The organism is Bilophila sp. 4_1_30, assembly GCF_000224655.1.
In the GTDB taxonomy this organism is placed as follows: Bacteria; Desulfobacterota; Desulfovibrionia; order Desulfovibrionales; family Desulfovibrionaceae; genus Bilophila; species Bilophila wadsworthia.
Genome location: NZ_JH114231.1, coordinates 819,724 through 838,669 on the forward strand (window position 1 = coordinate 819,724; position 18,946 = coordinate 838,669).

Below are 18,946 nucleotides of genomic sequence, written 5' to 3' on the forward strand. Positions count from 1 at the left end.
AAACGGCGCAAGCAGCCCCCTCCCGTATAGGGAAAACATACATTGAACATGCATTATAGATTTTCGGACTCAGGAATGGCGTTCCCGGATCAGAGAACGAAAGGGGCCATCGGTTCTGGTCATTTTTCATCTTTGTTTGAGGAATTACACTGGGGTATACGAAGGTACAGGCCGGTTTCGCTCATATCGATCTTGTTCCCATCCGGGTCCTCGAGGAGCCCTACCCGAGTGTCCTCATTGACCGTTTCAAGCTTCTTCGACTCATCGACCCAAAATATCCACCCCCCGACCTTGCCCGCAGTCTTATCTTCGAAATGGGCATCGTCATCCCCTATATACAATGAACCGTCACCCTTTTCATCTCCCAACGGGGTCATCAGAAGCGCGGCTATATCCTTACATTCTCCATGATTCAATAAATACTGCGCAAAAGCCAGGTTGATGCGGGCCTGCGCTTCGGATACCGCGGCGGTGGCGGCCTTGATGCGGGCTTCTTCCTGCAGGTCATAGTATTTCGGGAGGGCCACGGCGGCGAGAATGCCCAGAACCACGAGTACGGAAATGATCTCGATCAGTGTGAACCCTTTTTCCTTCTGGTACATGGCACCCCCTTGGGCATTGCAGAGCCCCTTTGTGAAAAATACTGCCCGGCGTATTGATTGTCCAGCGTACACGGCTTGAAGAATTCCCCTTCACCTTGCCCCTTCCTTTTTTTTGAGCTAGTTCAAGGAAAAAACGGGAGTCTCAACGGGTGTCCGCCTGAAATGCCGGAGGCGCCCCACGACACCTTGAGCCATCCGGGAAAGCGGCAGAGGGATGTCACCGTCAGTATCCGTGCCCCACTCTCCTCTCCGGGCGTTCTCCGCCGTCCCCATGCGGCGTCCGTCCGTTCCTTCCGCTTCCACCGCCGCTCATCCGGCTTTTCTCCGCAACCGCAGGATCAAGAATGAACACGTTGTTTCTGAAGGCTCCCCAACTGACCGCCGAAATCATGCGCGCCCACTATTGCGAACATGACCTCGACAAAATCCTTCCTTTATTTCACGAAACCCTCACGTGGATCGGGGCGGGCGAAGATCAGATCTGCTACGACTACGAGACGATAAAGGACTTTTTTCTCCGTACCTATGCGGAAAAGGCCGTGCCCGACTGCATCATCACCGATGAGGACTACCGCCTTGTTTCGTGGGATGAGCATTCATGCCTCGTCGCCGGACGCTGCTGGATCGCCACCAAGCCCGAAACAGGCTATGTCCTCCGCGCCCATCAACGCGTGACCTTCTCCTATAAGCTCGTGGATGGAGAGCTGAAAATAACGCTCATCCATATCTCCAATCCTTATGCTGACATGCGGGAAGGGGAAGACTTCCCTGCACAGATCGGCAGGCAGAGCTACGAATACCTCCAGCGCCTCCTTGTGGAGAAGAGCCGCCAGATAGCCCTCCTGAACAGCACCGTCTCCTCCGGCCTCAAGGCCAACTGGGATGACGAATACTATTCGCTGTTCTACGTGAACGAGGGCCTGTGCCGGATGCTCGGGTATACCGAAGAGGAGCTCATGGCCAAATGCCGCGGCAGGATGACCGAACTCGTCTATCCGCCGGACTTGCCGCAGGCCCTGGCGGATTGCGAGCGCTGCTTCGCCAATTCCCTGACCTACTCCACCGAATACCGTATGCAGCGGAAAGACGGGAAACTCATATGGGTTTGGGACACGGGCAGCAAAAGCAAAAACGAGGAAGGCAAGACCGTCATCAACAGCGTCATTGTGGATATCACGGAACGGCGCCACACCAACGATACCATCCGGCGGCAGAAAGCGTTTTTCCAATCCCTTTATGACACCACGCTGTGCGCGCTGGTCCAATATGATCTCAACGGAACCTTCCTCAACGCGAACGCCTTCACCTTCGATGTCATCGGCTACACCGAAGAGCAGTTCCGCACGGAAACCGGCGGATCGCTCATGAGCATCGTCCACCCCTGCGATGTGGACACTGTGCGGGAACACATCGAGCGCCTCATCGCGGATCGCCGCCCCACCGTCTATAACTGCCGTATCATCCGGCGGGACGGGGCTGTCCGCTGGGTTTGCGCCAGCGCCAACATCATCAACAATATGGACGGAGTACCCGTCATCCAAGCCGCCTATTCAGACGTCACGGAGCTTCAGCGCGTCGAGCGGGAACGCGACTCCACCTATGACAGCATTCCCGGCGGCGTCGCCAAAGTCCTTATCGGGACACAGCTTTCCCTGCTTGAGGCCAACGACAATTTCTTCCAGATGCTCGGCACGGACCGAACCGCATACAAAGGGACGCTCAGTGCCGTCGCCCCGGCGGATCGCGGCGCAATCGTAACCGCGTTCATGGAAGCCGCCGAAACGGATGCGCCGGTAGACATCGAATACCGCTGCCGCCGCTTCGATAACGAGCAGACCATCTGGATCCACCTCATCGCCCGGTTCGTGGAAAACGCGCACGGCGCAAAAGTCTACCAATGCGTCTTCATTGACATCACCAAGCAGAAGACGGCACAGATCCAGCTCTATCGGGAACGCGACCGTTACCGCATCATTATGGAAAACTCCGCGGACGTGATCTATGAGTATGATCGCAAAACGGATACGGTCGTCTTCTATGAGACGATCCGCCGGGGGGACGAAACCGAGATTGCCAAACACGTATCCCCCAACTTCAGCAAGAAACTTTACGATCAGAAAATTGCCCATCCCGAAGATGCGGAAACGGCCATGCGGGTATTCTCGGGCACTCAGGGCGGCTCCGCGGAAGTCCGGCTCCGCAACCTCAAGATCAATAGAGACTATGTCTGGTGCCTCCTGCAAGGCCAACCCGTCTATGAGAACGGCGCGCTTGCCCGCGTGGTCGGCATCATCCGCGACATCACGGAGAATAAACGCATCAGCCAGGAGAAGGAGCGCCTCCAGCGGATTTTCGATCTCGAACTGCGCCGCGACTATGAAAGTATCTGCCAGATCAATCCCTCCACAGGCAGATACGTCATGTGCACGCCTTCAAACGCGTCCTATTACGATATACCGACATCAGGCATTTTTTCCGAAGAACTGGCGCACGCCATCTCCCGCATCGTATGCAGCGAGGACCGGGAAACATGCCTCAAAACCATGAGCATCGGCAACATGCTCAAAACGCTTGAGGAAGAAAAGGAGGGCACCTGCTACTACCGTGTGCTGACCCCGGACGGGAGCCTGCGGTGGAAATGCGCCCGCTATACCTACTTCGGCGACGACGGTTCCATCCTGCTCAATGTGCGGGACGTCCACGACATCCGCATCGCACAGCAGCAGGAAGAAAACCGCTTCCGGGCCATCCTGCGCGAAACATGCGAATACATCATAGAAACGGATGTGGAGACAAAGAGTTATACCCTCCACCTGCCGACCCTGATCAACCGCTATCCCCTCGCAGACTGCTCCGACTACGGCTCGCTGATCGCCCGCTACTCCGAACGCTATGTCGCCCCCGAAGATCGGGAGGCCTTCCTGCGGGCGGTCTCACTCCCGGAAGCGCTGAACCGTATGCGCAGGGAAGGCGGCTCATACTCCATCAAGTACACGGTGAATACCAACGGCTCCCCGGCCTACAAGACATGGAACATGTCCCTGTACCGTTATGATGACAACCGCGAATACATGCTTTCCTATATCCTCGACATCACCAAACTGGTGCTGGAGCAGCAGGAAAAGGAGCGCGAGGCGGAACGGAACCGGCAAATCATCAAGGACGCCCTGACCGCGGCGGAACAGGCCAGCCGTGCCAAATCCGACTTCCTTTCACGGATGAGCCACGAGATCCGCACGCCCATGAACGCGGTCATCGGCATGACCACCATCGCCGCCGCCTCGCTGGACAACAGGGACAAGCTGACCGACTGCCTCGGCAAGATCGGGCTTTCGTCCCGTTACCTCCTCTCGCTGATCAACGACATTCTGGACATGTCGCGCATTGAGAGCGGAAAAGTATCCATCATTAATGAAGAATTCGATTTTCGGTCTTTCGTGGAGGGCATCAGTTCACTCATCTATCCGCAGGCGAAAAACAAGAATATTGTCTTCGACCTGAACATCGAAGGCGTGGTGGACGAGCGCTACAGGGGCGATCCCCTGCGCCTCAATCAAGTGCTTATCAACATTCTGTCCAATGCGTTGAAATTTACCCCGGAATGGCACAGTGTGCACCTCAGCATCAGGGAAACCCGGAGGGTGCGCGATCGCGCCTATCTCCAATTCATCGTGCGCGATACCGGCATCGGTATGGAAAAGGGCTTGCTGACACGGATTTTCGAACCCTTCGAGCAAGGCGGGGCTTCCATTTCCCACAGCTATGGAGGTTCTGGGCTCGGGCTCGCCATCAGCAGCAACCTCGTATCACTGATGAACGGCCACATCTCCGTGAGCTCGACCCCCGGCGTCGGCTCGGAGTTCGTGGTGGAACTCCCCCTGCTCACCGTTCCGGACAATACGCCGAAACAGGACGTTTCCCTCGAAGACATCCGGGTACTGGTTGTGGACGACGATCTTGTCACGTGTGAGCACACCACCCTGATCCTGAACAGGATCGGCGTGGACGCCGAGTACGTCACATCCGGGAAGGCGGCCGTCACCCGCGTCAAATCGGCCCTGCAACGGCACACCTGCTACAACATCGCGCTTGTGGACTGGAAAATGCCGGACATGGACGGTGTGGAAACGGCCCGCTCCATCCGTCGCATCGTGGGGCCCGACACGCTGGTGATCATCATGTCGGCTTATGACTGGACGGAAATCGAGGCCAGGGCACGTGAGGCGGGGGTGGACTTCTTCATCTCCAAACCCATATTCCAATCCGTCGTGCAAGACGTACTGCTCAAGGCCACGCGCCGCAGACAATCCGCCGCCACGCTTCCCGTGCAGAAAGAGGATTTCGCGGGGCGACGCATCCTGCTTGTGGAAGACAATGAAATCAATATGGAAATCGCCCGCACGCTGCTGGAGTTCCGCAACGCGTCCGTGGACGGGGCTTGTAACGGGCAGCAGGCCGTGGAGATGTTCCGCTCCTCACCCCCAAACCATTACGACGCCGTGCTCATGGATGTGCGTATGCCCGTCATGGACGGCATCGCGGCCACTCAGGCCATCCGGGGCCTGAACCGGGCCGACGCCGCGACTGTCCCCATCCTCGCCATGACCGCCAACGCCTTTGCCGAGGACATTGAGCAGTCGCGCAAGGCGGGCATGAACGAACATCTGGCCAAGCCTATCGAACCGGAGACGCTGTACGCCCGGCTGGCATCGTATTTCCGGTAAGGGAGAAAGGCACCGGGGGAGAGGCCTCTCTTGGAGAAAGGTTTCTCCCCCGGCCCCTCCCGTCCCGAGGCTTTCGGCCTTATCGAACCCCTCTCCGCCGCGTTCCCTGTTACGGGAATGCGGCGGTATTGCGTCGAGGCCGCTTTTTGTTCGGACAAGAGGGCTTGGGTGTCAGGATAAAAGGATACGTCCCAACTCGCGGGCCTCATCGAGAAGCTTCTTGTTGGCGAGGATCGCACCGGGCTCAAGGGCGGTCCCGTACGCCTGCCCTTTCAGCTCCATGCCCGTATAGCGGCAGATATCCTGAAAACAGCGGATAGCGTTGATACAGCCGGAATCGAAGGGATCATCCCCTTCATAGGCCATCGTCACCGCCAGCTTCTTGCCGCGCAGGCCGCGTTTGCCGCCCCCGACGTCCACGGCGATGCAACGGTCGATAAACGTCTTGAGCTGACCGGACATGTTGAAATAATAGATGGGGGTAGCCATCACCAGCGCATCGGCGGAAGCGATCAAAGGATACAGATCCGTCATACCGTCGTGCTGCACGCATCCCCTGTCGGAACGGGTGCAGGCGAAACAGCCGTGACAGGGATTGATGTTCCGCTCCACAAGCCGGATGACTTCGGCCTTGCCGCCGTGTTCGGCGGCACCTTCAAGCACGGCCTCGGCCAGTAGCCCCGAATTGCTGTTTTGCCGCGGGCTGCTCAGAATACACAGGATATTCTTTCCCATAACACGCTCCTTTGCTGTCCATTTCACCAAACAGGCATTGCGGCCCGCTTGTTCCAGAAGGCAACTCCTTTTAGCGCCGTTCTCAGCGTGGAGAGAAAAGTGCCTCTTCCATGCCATCAAACATGGCCTTCGCAGCCGCATCGAACGGCAGGCGGCCCGTTCCCGTACCCATGCCCGGAAAAGCTATGGACGCAAATGATTGTTCAAGCCCCGCCCGCATGGCGGCCCGCGCCGAACGCCTCACGGGATCGCCGTCATGAAGCACGGAAGGCCTGTGCATGGTCGGCGCGGAGATCAGCCACGGGATGCCCGCATATCCGGTAGGCACGATGAGAGCTTCCCCGACCGGCAGTTCCTTCGCGGGAAGCGTACGGATAATTGCCTGCAACCGACTTTCCACGCCTTCCCCGAAAACGCGGGTATAGACGCCGTCCACTCCGCCGCGCATAAAACCGAACGAATTCGCCGGGGACACGACCGCATCCACCCGCAAGTCCGTAATGCCTCCCGCCACGACCGAACACAGCGCCGCCAGCCTGGGCCGCCGCTCCAGCTCTTTTTCCCACGCTTCACGCATAGCAGGGTTGATGTCGCATAACAGACATTTCATACCTTTCTCCTTATCTGAGGGGAACGATGACCTGCCGCCCTTTTTTCACGCGCACGGCCCCCAATACGCTTCCGGAAACAGGCGCTTGTTGCCTCCTCATGAAAAAACTGGCACTTTCCCGATATGCCGTTGAAGTCCACCTTCAACATATTGCCCAAAAACAGGAAACGGCTGCAACCGAAGTTCCGACCCCGTTGCAACCGTATACCAATCTTACGCAATCAACAATGAAATGTGCCCTTCCCGCACCATCTCCCTACTCGGCAAACCTCCTTCCACACTACCCATAGCCTCAAAGCGTATCCGCTCTAGAACACCTTCAATCCGTTCAACAGGATAATAACGATAAGAATAGGAGTGACGTAGCGGCACAGGAACAAGATAGCCTTGGCGCAGGCGAGGTTGTGCAGCGTCCCGCCGTTGGTCAGGGCGTCCAGCGCGTCGCTGCGGCTCCAGACGTACCCGACGAACAGGCTCAGGAGCAGGCCGTCCAACGGCAGCATCAGGTTGGAAGACAGGAAATCGTACAGGTCGAACAGGGACAGCCCGAATACGGTAACATCAGATAACACGCTGGTGGACAAGGTCGCTGGAGCGCCGAGCAGGATCAGCGCAAGGGTCATGAGCACGGTCGCGCGGGGGCGGGAAATGCGGAAGGTTTCGGAAAGCCACGCCACCGGCACTTCAAGCAGGGACAGCATCGCGCCCATTGAAGCTACGGCGGACAGGACAAAAAACAACGTGGTGAAAAGCTGCCCCCCGGGCATGGACGCGAACACGGCGGGGATGGTCAGGAACAGCAGGCTTGTCCCGGCCGTGGGTTCAAAACCGAAGCTGAACACGGCGGGGAACACGGCAATGCCCGCCAGAATGGATACCAGCAGATCGCAGACCATCACGCGGACGGCAAGGAACGGCACATGCGTATCCGACCGGAAATAGCTCCCGTATGTGATCATGCAGCCGAACCCGATGGACATTTTGAAGAAAGCCAGCCCCATCGCCATGAGCACCACCGAGCCGTCGATACGCGAGAAATCGGGCATGAACAGGAATTTCAGGCCTTCCATCGCGTTGGGCAAGGTCAGGCTGCGTATACAGACCACTACAAGCAGGATGAACAAAAGCGGGATCAGGATGCGGGTGGCTTTTTCAATGCCGCCGGACGCCCCCCGCAGGATAACCGAAGCCGTCAGCCCGAGCACCAGCCATTGCCAGAACAACGACTTCCACGGGCACGCGAGCAGGGATGAAAAAGCTTCCTTGGCCACGGCGGGATCCTGCGTGTGCACGCTTCCGGTAAGGGCCTTGGGGATATAGGCGAACACCCAGCCCGCCACATCCGAATAAAAACTCAGGATCGTCACCGCGCCGGCGATGCCCAACCCGCCGATAATCCACCAAAACCGGTTCGAGGACAGTGTCTTGAAAGCCTGATACGCATTGGAGCGCGTCGAGCGGCCGATGAGCAGTTCCGCGATCATGAGCGGAAGCCCCACAACCAGCGTGGACAGGATATACACGAGGAGGAACGAAGCGCCGCCGTGCTCGCCCGTCAAGGCGGGGAATTTCCAGATATTGCCCAATCCGACTGACGATCCGAGCGTGGCCGCCAGCATACCAAGGCGTGAAGCAAACAGATCGCGAGAGGTTTCCGCCATAATCAGCTCCGATAAAATAAGGGCGTGTCCTAGAAAGGCAGCCGTGAAAAGAAGGCCCGTGAATATCACGCCGACGGGATTGAGGCAAGAAACAGTGCCATTTCATCCCATTTCCAGACCAACAGGCCTGTTATTCGCGAGGCCGGCACAACGGATTCGCCGCGCTCCAGCCTCTCTAGTGCCGTACGCTTTTACAGTGTATTATGCTACGGAAAAAACACCCCACCCAAGACCAGCCGCCTTATGCAGACGCGGCAAAGGAGTCCCCATGCTTCCAGTCATATCCCCTCAAGAAGCTTTCGAGCGTTTTTCCAAAGGCGAAGCCAGGCTTGTCGACATCCGCGAAACCGACGAGTACACCCAAGAGTTCGTGCCGGGTTCCCGGCTGATCCCGCTCTCGATCATCGCCAAGCACCCTCTGAAGGACGCCGACGCCCCGGACAAGCCCATCGTCTTCTTCTGCCATTCGGGCAACCGGACCGCCAACGCTTCCGATCTGCTGGAGCGCCTCGCCGGCGACGTGCAGGCCTATCGTCTTGACGGCGGCATCTCCGGCTGGGAGAAGGCGGGGCTTCCCGTGGAGCATATTTCCTCTACCATCCCGCTGTTCCGCCAGATTCAGATCGCGGCCGGTTCCCTGGTGCTCATCGGCGTCATCGGCAGCGCCTTCTGGCATCCGTTTTTCTGGCTGTCCGCCTTTGCCGGCGCAGGGCTCGTCTTCGCCGGGATTTCCGGGTTCTGCGGCCTCGGCGTGCTGCTTTCGCACATGCCGTGGAACCGGCGTTGAACCGATTATACGGAAAATAAAAGACAGCGGTACCCCAAGGCAGCGATACCCTGTGCGGCCTCTTGCCTGTGGGGGCGAACCGTTTCAGCGGGATAGGCTCTTTCAGCCTCCGCGCCTTCTGACCGGGGCTTCTTTTCTCCGGGAGAAGCTTTCGACACGGCGCACGCAATCTCAAACGGCTGACGGACGGGACAAAAGGGAGCGGCCCAAGCCCGCAGCCCATCCGGTTCCCCGCCCCATGCCGCTGTTCCCCGGGATTTGGCCTAAACGCATCAAGCCGTCCATACCCTGTTGTCTGAGGGGGTACGGACGGCTTGGTCATTCTATGATAGGTACAAGGCTATCACCGTGCGGGGGCGAGGCGGTTACATATCCGCATCCAGCGTAGCGAGCTGCGCCCTGAGTTCCAGTTTTCTGGTATAGTTGGAAAGGAAATGGTGCACGTCTTCACCCTCGGGAACTTTTCCGGCGAGCTGCGCCGCAAGGATTGCCTGCGTGGAACGGGCCATTTTCTCCTCGACTTCGCAGATCTGGCTTAATAAGTTGGCCCGCTGCTTAGCCGTGGCATAGGTTCTCTGGCGGCGTTCAGCGTCAAGGATGATCACATTGTCCTCGACCCGTCTCTGCTCCTCACCGAACGCCCTAACCAGCGGGGCGATATGAACATCATAGCCATCTTTCCCGAACAGCGTGTTTTCCCGACCATCTTCCCAATAAATGACCCCTTGTCCAGCCACCCATTCGATCTTGTGGATAGTCGGATCGAACATACCGGGATCCAGTTCGAAAGCCATGCCGTTGATCACGACTACATGTTCATGTCCGTGTACGGTGATAATGTCCACGCTGATGTTCTCTCTTTCCATATCAGACCTCACCCGAATCTCCGCCGGGCATCGTTTCTTGTAGCAGTCCAGCCACCCATTGCCAAGAGTTGCGGCATAAAAAACCTCGATCCTCCCTTGAAAAGCCGTTTTTCGACGGCCTGCCGTCCGGGTTCCGTTTCGTCGGGATGAGCAGGGAGGCCCCTTTTTTTGGGATTTCCCTGCGGCTTTTTCTTGACACGGCCTTTTTCTGAGTTATGCTCATTTGAACATTATTCGGAGATGCACATGGCAAGGCCCAGAAATTGTCGCTACGTCGAACGCAAGCCCCACGTGACGTATTTTAAGCCACGCGGGATCCCCATGACCGAACTCACGGAAACGCTGTTGACCGTGGAAGGTCTGGAAGCCTTGCGCCTTGCCGATTTGGAAGGGCTCACCACAGGGGAAGGCGCCGAACGGATGCGCGTTTCGCGCCACACCTTCGGCCGTACGCTGGCCGAAGCCCGGCGAGCCGTGGCCGATGCGCTCGTCAACGGGCGGGCACTGTGCATCGAAGGCGGGACGTACGCCGTCCTGCCGCCCCAACCCGAGGCGGACAAGCCTCACAAGGAGTTTCACATGCAGAAAGTTGCCGTTTCCAGCGAAGGCCCTTCGCTCGACGATGTGGTGGACCCGCGCTTCGGGCGGGCGGGCGGTTTCGTCATCGTGAATCCCGAAACGATGGAAACCTCTTACCTCGACAACGGGGCCTCCCAGACCATGGCGCAGGGCGCGGGCATTGAAACCGCCGAGCGCATGTCCGCCGCGGGCGTGACCGTGGTCCTCAGCGGCTACGTCGGCCCCAAGGCGTTTGAGGCGCTCAAGGCCGCCGGGATCAAGGTCTGTCAGGATCTGGACGGCATGACCGTCCGTGAGGCCGTGGAAAAATACAAAAACGGGGACGCGCCCTTCGCCGACGCGCCCAACAAGTAGGCCCATCATGCGTATCGCCATCGCCAGCGGCAAGGGCGGCGCGGGCAAGACCACGGTTACGGTGTCGCTCGCGTCGGTCTGGGACCGCCCCTTCATCGCCGTCGACACGGACGTGGAGGCCCCGAACCTGCACCTGTTCCTGCCCCCCGCCGTGGAAGCCTCGGAAACCGTTGGACTGGAAGTCCCCATCCTCGATCCCGAGCGCTGCACCCTGTGCGGAGCCTGCCGCGCCATCTGCCGCTACAAGGCCATCGCCCAGTTCGCTTCGCGCCTCACGATCTTTACGGACATGTGCCACGGCTGCGGCGGCTGTTTCGCCGTTTGCCCCTCCCAGGCCCTTACGCCCGGCAGCCGCGAACTCGGCGTGCTGGATCAGGGGACCGTGCTGGAAGGCCGGGGCCGCTTCCTCATGGGGCGCTCCCGCATCGGGGAAGCCATGACCCCGCCGCTCCTGCGCGCCCTGCGCAAAAAACTGGATCTGATGCTCACGGCGATCCCCGCCGACGCGCTCATCGATTCGCCCCCCGGCATAAGCTGTCCCACCATGACTGTTGGGCTCGACGCCGACGCCGTCCTGCTGGTGGCCGAGCCGACGCCGTTCGGATTCCACGATTTTCGGCTGGCGCATCAGGCTTTCCGGCAGATCGGAAAGCCTGTGGCCGTGATCATGAACCGGGCCGCCATGCCGGGCAATGCCGAGGGAGACGGCGCACTGCGCGCGTATTGCGCGGAACAGGGCCTTCCCTTGCTCGGCGAGCTGCCCTTTGATCGCGCCGCCGCCGAAACATACGCAAAGGGACGCCTCATCGCGGCAGCCTCTCCGGAATGGCGGGCGCGGTTCGAATCCCTGCGCGATGCCGTGCTGACGTTCGCCGAAGGAGCCTGTCATGCGTGAGATCGTCGTCATCAGCGGCAAGGGCGGCACGGGCAAAACGTCCGTCTGCGCAAGCCTTGCCCATCTGTCCCAAAACAAGGTCGTCTGCGATCTCGACGTGGACGCTCCCGACATGCACATCCTGCTTGATCCGCAGGTCCACACCCGCGAAGCGTTCATCTCCGGCAACGAAGCCGTCATCGACAGGGATGCCTGCCGCCGTTGCGGGATCTGTTTCGAGCACTGCCGTTTTGATGCGGTGAAAAAGGACGGCGATGTCTACGGCATCGATCCCCTGCGCTGTGAGGGGTGCGGCGTGTGTGTGGCGCTGTGCCCGGCCAAGGCCATCGCCTTCCCCGAAAAGGAGTGCGGCGAGTGGTATCTCAGCGACACGCGCTTCGGCCCGTTCGTCCACGCGCAGCTCTACCCAGGGCAGGAAAATTCCGGGCGGCTCGTGACCCTGCTCAAACAGCAGGCCCGTGAGCTCGCCAAACGGCAAGGGCTTGATCTCGTCATTTGCGACGGCTCGCCGGGCGTGGGATGCCCGGTCATCAGCTCGCTCTCCGGGGCGAACCTCGCCGTGGCTGTGGTGGAGCCCACGCCTTCGGGCCGTCACGACTTCGAGCGCATCGCGGCCCTGTGCGACCACTTCCGCATCCCGGTCGCGGTCCTCATCAACAAAGCGGATCTCAACCATGAGGAAGTGCAGGCCATCACCCGGCTTGCCGACGACAGGGGCTACACCGTCGTGGGGGCCCTGCCCTTTGATCCGGCGGTAACGGGAGCCATGATCCGGCGCAAGGCGCTGACCGAGACGGATTCGCCGCTCGCGTCCACGCTCTCCGCCATCTGGGGCCGTATCCGCGAACTGGCTTACGCACCTCGAAAGCGCGGCTGATCCGCCCTGCGGCAGCGGCGTTTGCCAATACTTTAACCAACAGGAGTCAATCCAATGAGCACGTCTACTCTCGCTATCCCTTCCGCACTTCCCGGTGGCCTTGAAGCCGGTATGGGTATGCATTTCGGCCACTGCGACATCTATACCATCGTGCAGATCGAAGACGGCGCGATCAAATCCGTGGGCACCCTGCCCAACGTGCCCCACCAGCAGGGCGGCTGCCTCGCCCCCGTGCAGCATCTCGCCTCCCACGGCGTAACCGCGCTCCTCGCCGGCGGCATGGGCATGCGTCCGCTCATGGGCTTCCAGCAGGCTGGCGTTTCCGTCTACTATGCGGGCAATTATCCCACCGTCGGCTTGGCGGTGCAGGCGTTCCTCGAAGGCAAGCTCCCCGCCTTCTCCACCGAATTCACCTGCGGCGGTGGGCATCACTAAGGCATTGGGAATTGGAGGGGGGGCGGGAGAACCTTTCTGGGGAAAGATTCTCCCGCCCCCCTCCAAACTGCCAGAGCGGCTCGCTCCTCCTCCACCCTCTCCAAAGACTTTCGCGCTTATCGAATCCCTGTTTGCAGTTTTCTTGAGAATCGAAGAAGGAAAGGCCCCCTTTACCATTTTATTGCATTGCATGAGGAACCATTATGGAACTGCTGCTCGTCACGCCTCGCCCCGAAGCCTGGAATGAATGCCTGCCGGTGTTTCAGCGCGGGGGCAACACGCTCCAACAGGCCGCATCACTGGAAGACGCCGCGCCGATCATCCGCGACACGCCGCCCGTTCTCGCCATCCTCGATCTGGGGATTGAAGGAAAGGCTCTCCGTCAGGCCGTCATCGACATCATGATGATCAACGCCAGCGTCCATACCGCCGTCGTCAGCGACATGGACCCCGACGAATTCCACGAAGCCACGGAAGGGCTCGGCATCCTCATGCCCCTGCCCACTTCCCCCAAGGCCGACGATACCGAACGCCTCCTCAAGGCCCTTGCCGGGGTCATGTAGGATTGCCGCACCGCGCAGCCTACGGCGAAACGCCTTATGAGGAACATGCGCCTTCGGTCCCGTTGGGGCGGAGGGCGCTTCTCCGTTTGGGGAACGGACGGACGTCAGCGCATTGCCGTCTCCGCTCCGACCAGACGGGACATCTTTGAACCCGATTCATATCCGCCTTGAATACCAAAGGGATGGACAGCACGCCCGCGTGCTGGTAACCAAAGGGGAAACTCCGTATCCGGGCGGGAGGGCACATGCGTTCCATCGTATTCAGCACGGTTTCCCATCTAGATATGTACACCGGCGAAGACCGGAAAGACCGCTGGCGCCCTCTGCTGGAGCTGTTGCGCATTCACGACTTCAAGGTGGACAGGCTGTATTTCTTCATCAGCCACCTGTACCGGCACATCGTCCCCACGCTGGTCAAGGACATGAACAACGTCTGCCCGGAAACCGAGATTGTCCCCGTGATCACCAACCTCAACGGCGTGCTCACCTACGAGGACATCGCCCCGGCCTACAAGGTATTCAGCGCCTACTTTGAACAATACCGCTTCGATCTGAGCAACGAACGGTATTTTTTTCATCTGGGGCCGGGCAACCTGTTCCAACATGCGCTCATGCTGATCATGCTGTTCCACTTCAAGCGCCTGCCCTTCCAGATGCTCCGTCTGGCCCCCAACCCGGAAAAGCCGGGCGACATCATCATGGAGATCTACGAGGGGGATATCCGCAAGTGGATCGCCAGCATCGCGGATTCGGAAAAACGCAATGTCGCGGCCCAGACATTCCTCAAGTCGTGCATCGAAACCCGAAACCCCGTATTCAACAAGCTGATCGAAGAGATGGAGCATGTGGCCACCCACTCCACCGCGCCCGTCCTGCTTTCCGGCCCCACCGGTTCCGGGAAATCCCATCTTGCCAGAAAAATTTACGAACTCCGCTACAATAAAGGACTAGTCCCAGGTTCCTTCGTCGAAGTGAACTGCGCGACCCTACAGGGCGAAAGCGTGCTTTCCAACCTGTTCGGCCATGTGCGCGGCTCCTTTACCGGCGCGACGGCGGTGCGTCAGGGGCTGCTCAAGACAGCGCATGAAGGCATCCTCTTCCTTGACGAAATCGCGGAGATTCCGCTCCAGATACAGGTGATCCTCCTCAAGGCCATCGAAGAGAAAAAATTCTACCCCTTCGGATCGGATACGCCGGTACACAGCGACTTTCAGCTTATCTGCGGCACGAACCGGGATCTTGCCGAAGAAGTCCGGCAGGGGCGCTTCCGCCTCGACTTGTTGTCACGCATCAACATGTGGCATTTCCGGCTTCCCCCACTCAGGGAACGCTTGGAGGACATCGAGCCGAACATCAACTACGAACTTGACCGCCACACGCGGCTGAAAGGCTTCAAGGCGGACTTCCTGCCCGAAGCGCGGGAACGCTATCTGAACTTCGCCATGTCGCCCGAAGCCATCTGGCCGGGGAACTTCCGCGACTTGTCCTCGTCCATCGAACGGATGCAGAGCTACGCCCTCGGCGGCATCATCAACGAGGAGCTTGTGGAGGAGGAGATTGTCCGGCTGCGTGCGATATGGCATAGCCCGGCCCTCGCCGAGCTTCCCGCCCCGAAACAGGGGGCCCCGCTGCTGTCAAGGCTGTTCACCCCCTCCCAGCTTGATCAGATGGATCTGTTCGACAAGATACAGCTGGAAAACGTCATCAGGGTATGCTGCGACTGCTCCACGCGCACGGAGGCAGGGCGTAAACTGTTCGGCGTTTCGCGTGGCCGGAAAAAACACGCCGACGATACGACACGGCTCAACAAGTATCTCAAATCGCAAGGCGTCACATGGGAGCAGATCCAGTCGCTGCGGTACCGCTAACGCGGACGGCCTGCACGGGCATTGTTCCCGACGCCTAAAAAAGTTGCGGCAAGGAGCGGGAACCGCTTCCGTGATGCGGGGATACTTCCATGACACGAGCAGCAAGGCACTCAGGGGAAAAGGACGGGAAGCAATCTCCTCTACAGGAGGTTGCTTCCCGCCTTTTGGCTGGAACGGGGGGCTGCCCGGCGGCCCTCCGTGAAAGGGCTCTTTGTAGCGGAAGGGGTATCTTTCTTTACGGAAGGCCGTCGGGGTATAGGGGGGAAGTATCGGGGGAGCGATCAACGGGAAGAGACAAGCAGCATGACCGCCAGCCCGGTAAAAACGCAACCTGCGGCGCGGTTCAGGAACAACTGCCCCTTGACGGAACTGTTGAAACGCCCGGCGACCCGTCCCGCAAGCAGCGACACGCAACCGAAGACCAGCAGCGTGGCAAGCTGGAACAGCGCGCCAAGGACGACGATCTGCGCCGTAAGGCAGCCCTGCGCGGGATCGGCGAACTGAGGCAGGAAAGCAAGGAAGAACAGCGTCACCTTGGGGTTGGTGATGTTCATAATCACCCCTCTCCTGTATAGTGTGCCGTATCCGGGGAATTGCGCCTTCTGGAGCGAAGCCTTTGAGGTTCCGCTGTGGAAGGAGAGCCACGCCAGATACAGCAGATAGGCGGCCCCCGCGAATTTCAGCACATTGAACGCCGTTTCCGAACTCTGGAACAGCGCCGCGACCCCGAGCGATACGGCGGTGATATGTACAAACAGGCCGGTGATCAGCCCGCAGGTCGTGGCGAACCCCGCACGCGCACCGTACAGAGCCGATTGCGTCAGCACAAAAAGGATGTCCGGGCCGGGGGCAAGCCCCATGACCACCGATGCGGCAAAAAAAGCCCCTAGCGTTTCAACGGGCAACATAATGTTTCCTTTACTTGCTCAGGCGGGAAAAGTTCCGCCCTCTTCTCTTCAGACGAGGTGTTGCGGGGACTGGGGTTTTCCGGCCCATGCCGACCGCCCAATATCCGCATCAAGGATGCCGCCCCATAAAGCCGAAAGTTTCCCAGTTTGTGCCGATCGCCCCGTGTAATGCCGGATAACGAACCTTCAGGCGGAAAATGCAGCTGGACGATCAAAGAACACCCGCAACACATCTCGTGAAGGCCGGGAGGAGAGCCTCCCCCCGGCTGATTTTACAGAGCGGATCAGCCCTTCGCCGTTTCCTCGGAAGCGGCCTTGAACCCGCGCTCGAAACAGTTCAGGTTGCTTTCCACAAAGGCGGGCTTGCCGTTCTTGCGGATCGCCTCCATCTGGCTCTCCTTCGTAAGCGGCATGTCCGCGGCCCCGTACAGCGCACCGAGCATGACCATGTTCAGGCCGAGCGGGTTGCCCGCTTCCAGCGATTCCTTGCGGGCGTCGAACGCAATCACGCGGCCCACTTTGGCACGCAGGCAGGCAAGCAGGTCATCGACGGGGGGATATGCCGCCGAACCGCCGGGAATGAACGGCACCACAGGCGCGGTGTTGGTGATCACGATGGTGTCGGCATTGGCCTTGCTCAGGGCGCGCACGGCTTCCATCGGCTCGAAGGCCAGCAGGATGTCCGCGCAGTTGTCGGAAATGGTGGGGCTCTGCGCGCCGCCGAGCACGACCGTGGATTCCACCACGCCGCCGCGCTGGGCCATGCCGTGGGTTTCGCTCATGAGGACGGGCACGCCCATGCTCAGAGCGGCCTCGCCAATCATTTTGGAGGCCAGCACGTTGCCTTGCCCTCCCACGCCCGCAATATAGATTCTCAAGGTATTCATGACGGCTCCTTACTTATTTTTGGGGACGGATCGCATTGTTCGGGCAAACTTGGGCACATACGGCGCAGCCGATGCACTGGACGGGATCGATGGACACCTTGCCGTCCCGAAGCTGGAAGGCCGGACAGCCGAACGTGTCCACACAGGTATGGCAGTTGACGCAGCGTTCCTCGTTGATGCCGAACACGGGTTTCTTGGCCTTGGACAGGCGGCGCATGTGCAGCGGGCAGGGTTCGCGGCAGATGATCACGGAAACGCCGTCGTGATCCAGCGCGGCGCGGGTCGCTTCCGCCACCTTCTTAAGGTTGGTGGGCCGGACGGTCTGGATGTGCTCCACGCCGAGCGCCCTGATGACGGCTTCCATGTCGATGCTGGTCAGCGGAGGCGTACCCGGAGCCTGCGGCAGGGACGCGTCACGGCCCGGTGAAGGCTGATGTCCGGTCATGGCCGTAACCATGTTGTCGAGGACGACCAGCACGAAACGGTGGTGGTTGTAGACGGCGTTGGCGATCCCGGTCAAACCGGAGTGGAACAGCGTGCTGTCGCCGATGAAGCCGACGATGCGCTGTTCCGGCCCGACCGCCAGTTCCAGACCGGCGGGCATGGAGGCCGCCGCGCCCATGCACACGCCGATGTCGGCCATGCGCAGAGGCGGCATGAATCCGAGGGAGTAGCATCCGATGTCCGTGGCGAAGATGACGTCGCGGCCTTCGCAGCCGAGTTTCACGCCATAGTAGGACATGCGGTGCGGGCAGCCCGCGCACAGGGACGGAGGACGGTTGACCAGCTGCGGGGCATCCGTGAGATCCAGCGGCGCGGGGGTCACGTCAGCGACGCCGAAGGCTTCGGCTACGGCGGCGCTCACACGGGCCGGGGTATATTCGTACAGCGTGGAAAGGTCGGCGGTTCCCTTGCCGAGGATGGTCAGGGTAAGGCCGTTCTTCTGCGCCATCGCGCGGAGGGCTTCCTCAACCAGCGGCTCCAGCTCCTCAAGCACAAGCACCGTATCCTTGCCGCGCAGGAATTTCAGCAGGGCGTTTTCAGGCAGAGGCCACGTCATGCCGAGGCGGAACACGCCCACGGTATCCGAAAGGCCGCATTCCTTCACGGCATCAAGCACATAGTTGACCGCGGCACTGCTGGCGACCACGCCGAAGCGCGCATCCGCCGGGCCTTCCACACGGTTGAACGGGCTGGCGTCGCTCACCGGAACCAGGCTGCGCATACGCTCGACCAGACGCTTGTGATGGCGCACGGCATTGCCCGGCAGCGGCACGAACGCGTAATCCTTTTCATAGCGGCGCGGCCCGGCCTTGGGGCGGATGTCGCCGAGCTCCACCACGCCGCGGCTGTGCGCCACGCGGGTGGTCGCCCGAACCATCACAGGCATCCCCATTTGCGCCGAAAGTGCGAACGCCGCCACGGTCATATCCTTCATTTCCTGCGCGGTGGCGGGTTCAAAGCAGGGAAGCCCGAACAGGCGGGCATACTGCCGGTTGTCCTGCTCGTTCTGGCTGGAGAACATGCTCGGGTCGTCGGCGCTGTACACCACGAGGCTCCCGCGGACGCCGAGATACGTCAGCGTACCGAGCGGA

General features: G+C 60.0%; 16 protein-coding genes. 8 read left to right on the plus strand and 8 right to left on the minus strand.

Annotated elements, in window-relative coordinates; translation table 11 throughout:
• Positions 1 to 119: 119 nt before the first annotated feature.
• Positions 120 to 602 (minus strand): type IV pilin protein, encoded by a 483-nt coding sequence (locus tag HMPREF0178_RS22905; protein WP_009379174.1) that lies wholly within the window; start codon positions 600 to 602, stop codon positions 120 to 122.
• A 344-nt stretch (positions 603 to 946) separates the two neighbouring features.
• Between HMPREF0178_RS22905 and HMPREF0178_RS03790 the strand changes: the two genes are divergently transcribed.
• Entirely contained in the window at positions 947 to 5,326 is a 4,380-nt protein-coding gene (locus HMPREF0178_RS03790) for a PAS domain-containing protein (protein WP_009379176.1), read from the plus strand.
• A 171-nt stretch (positions 5,327 to 5,497) separates the two neighbouring features.
• Here the strand turns inward: HMPREF0178_RS03790 and HMPREF0178_RS03795 are convergent, their stop codons facing one another.
• From HMPREF0178_RS03795 to HMPREF0178_RS03805, 3 genes are all read right to left on the minus strand, one after another.
• A complete protein-coding gene (locus HMPREF0178_RS03795; protein ID WP_009379178.1) occupies positions 5,498 to 6,061 on the minus strand; it encodes a flavodoxin family protein in 564 nt (187 codons plus the stop codon).
• An 82-nt stretch (positions 6,062 to 6,143) separates the two neighbouring features.
• On the minus strand, positions 6,144 to 6,671 hold the full coding sequence (locus HMPREF0178_RS03800) for a macro domain-containing protein (RefSeq protein ID WP_009379180.1): 528 nt from the start codon (positions 6,669 to 6,671) through the stop codon (positions 6,144 to 6,146).
• Between the two features lie 308 nt (positions 6,672 to 6,979).
• Positions 6,980 to 8,332: a sodium-dependent transporter gene (locus tag HMPREF0178_RS03805; RefSeq protein WP_005026201.1), complete on the minus strand. Its 1,353-nt coding sequence runs from the start codon at positions 8,330 to 8,332 to the stop codon at positions 6,980 to 6,982.
• 268 nt (positions 8,333 to 8,600) lie between these two features.
• Here HMPREF0178_RS03805 and HMPREF0178_RS03810 point away from each other — a divergent pair, with 268 nt between their 5' ends.
• Complete coding sequence (locus tag HMPREF0178_RS03810; protein WP_009379182.1) at positions 8,601 to 9,119, plus strand: rhodanese family protein; 519 nt, start codon at positions 8,601 to 8,603, stop codon at positions 9,117 to 9,119.
• A gap of 365 nt (positions 9,120 to 9,484) precedes the next feature.
• Here HMPREF0178_RS03810 and HMPREF0178_RS03815 read toward each other — a convergent pair whose 3' ends face one another.
• On the minus strand, positions 9,485 to 9,985 hold the full coding sequence (locus tag HMPREF0178_RS03815; RefSeq protein WP_009379184.1) for a hypothetical protein: 501 nt from the start codon (positions 9,983 to 9,985) through the stop codon (positions 9,485 to 9,487).
• Between the two features lie 246 nt (positions 9,986 to 10,231).
• Here HMPREF0178_RS03815 and HMPREF0178_RS03820 point away from each other — a divergent pair, with 246 nt between their 5' ends.
• The 6 genes from HMPREF0178_RS03820 (at position 10,232) to HMPREF0178_RS03845 (ending at position 15,556) form a co-directional block, all read left to right on the plus strand.
• Positions 10,232 to 10,918, plus strand: coding sequence for a DUF134 domain-containing protein (locus tag HMPREF0178_RS03820; RefSeq protein WP_009379186.1), 687 nt, complete (start codon positions 10,232 to 10,234; stop codon positions 10,916 to 10,918).
• A gap of 7 nt (positions 10,919 to 10,925) precedes the next feature.
• Positions 10,926 to 11,813, plus strand: coding sequence for a 4Fe-4S binding protein (locus HMPREF0178_RS03825; RefSeq protein ID WP_009379188.1), 888 nt, complete (start codon positions 10,926 to 10,928; stop codon positions 11,811 to 11,813).
• Positions 11,806 to 12,690 carry an ATP-binding protein gene (locus HMPREF0178_RS03830; protein ID WP_009379200.1) on the plus strand — a complete coding sequence of 295 codons (885 nt, stop codon included), beginning with the start codon at positions 11,806 to 11,808 and terminating at the stop codon, positions 12,688 to 12,690. Before HMPREF0178_RS03825 ends, HMPREF0178_RS03830 begins: the two co-directional genes overlap by 8 nt.
• Positions 12,691 to 12,744: 54 nt before the next feature.
• On the plus strand, positions 12,745 to 13,125 hold the full coding sequence (locus HMPREF0178_RS03835; protein ID WP_009379202.1) for a NifB/NifX family molybdenum-iron cluster-binding protein: 381 nt from the start codon (positions 12,745 to 12,747) through the stop codon (positions 13,123 to 13,125).
• A gap of 203 nt (positions 13,126 to 13,328) precedes the next feature.
• Positions 13,329 to 13,688: a hypothetical protein gene (locus tag HMPREF0178_RS03840; RefSeq protein WP_009379204.1), complete on the plus strand. Its 360-nt coding sequence runs from the start codon at positions 13,329 to 13,331 to the stop codon at positions 13,686 to 13,688.
• A gap of 245 nt (positions 13,689 to 13,933) precedes the next feature.
• Entirely contained in the window at positions 13,934 to 15,556 is a 1,623-nt protein-coding gene (locus HMPREF0178_RS03845) for an RNA repair transcriptional activator RtcR family protein (RefSeq protein ID WP_009379206.1), read from the plus strand.
• Between the two features lie 281 nt (positions 15,557 to 15,837).
• On the opposite strand, the gene HMPREF0178_RS03850 is transcribed toward HMPREF0178_RS03845, so the two are convergent.
• The 3 genes from HMPREF0178_RS03850 to HMPREF0178_RS03860 form a co-directional block, all read right to left on the minus strand.
• A complete protein-coding gene (locus HMPREF0178_RS03850; RefSeq protein ID WP_009379208.1) occupies positions 15,838 to 16,464 on the minus strand; it encodes a LysE family translocator in 627 nt (208 codons plus the stop codon).
• Between the two features lie 284 nt (positions 16,465 to 16,748).
• Positions 16,749 to 17,351, minus strand: a complete 603-nt coding sequence (locus HMPREF0178_RS03855) for an indolepyruvate oxidoreductase subunit beta (protein ID WP_009379211.1) — start codon at positions 17,349 to 17,351, stop codon at positions 16,749 to 16,751.
• A 13-nt stretch (positions 17,352 to 17,364) separates the two neighbouring features.
• A partial coding sequence (locus tag HMPREF0178_RS03860; protein ID WP_009379214.1) for a thiamine pyrophosphate-dependent enzyme occupies positions 17,365 to 18,946 on the minus strand: 1,582 nt, incomplete at its 5' end.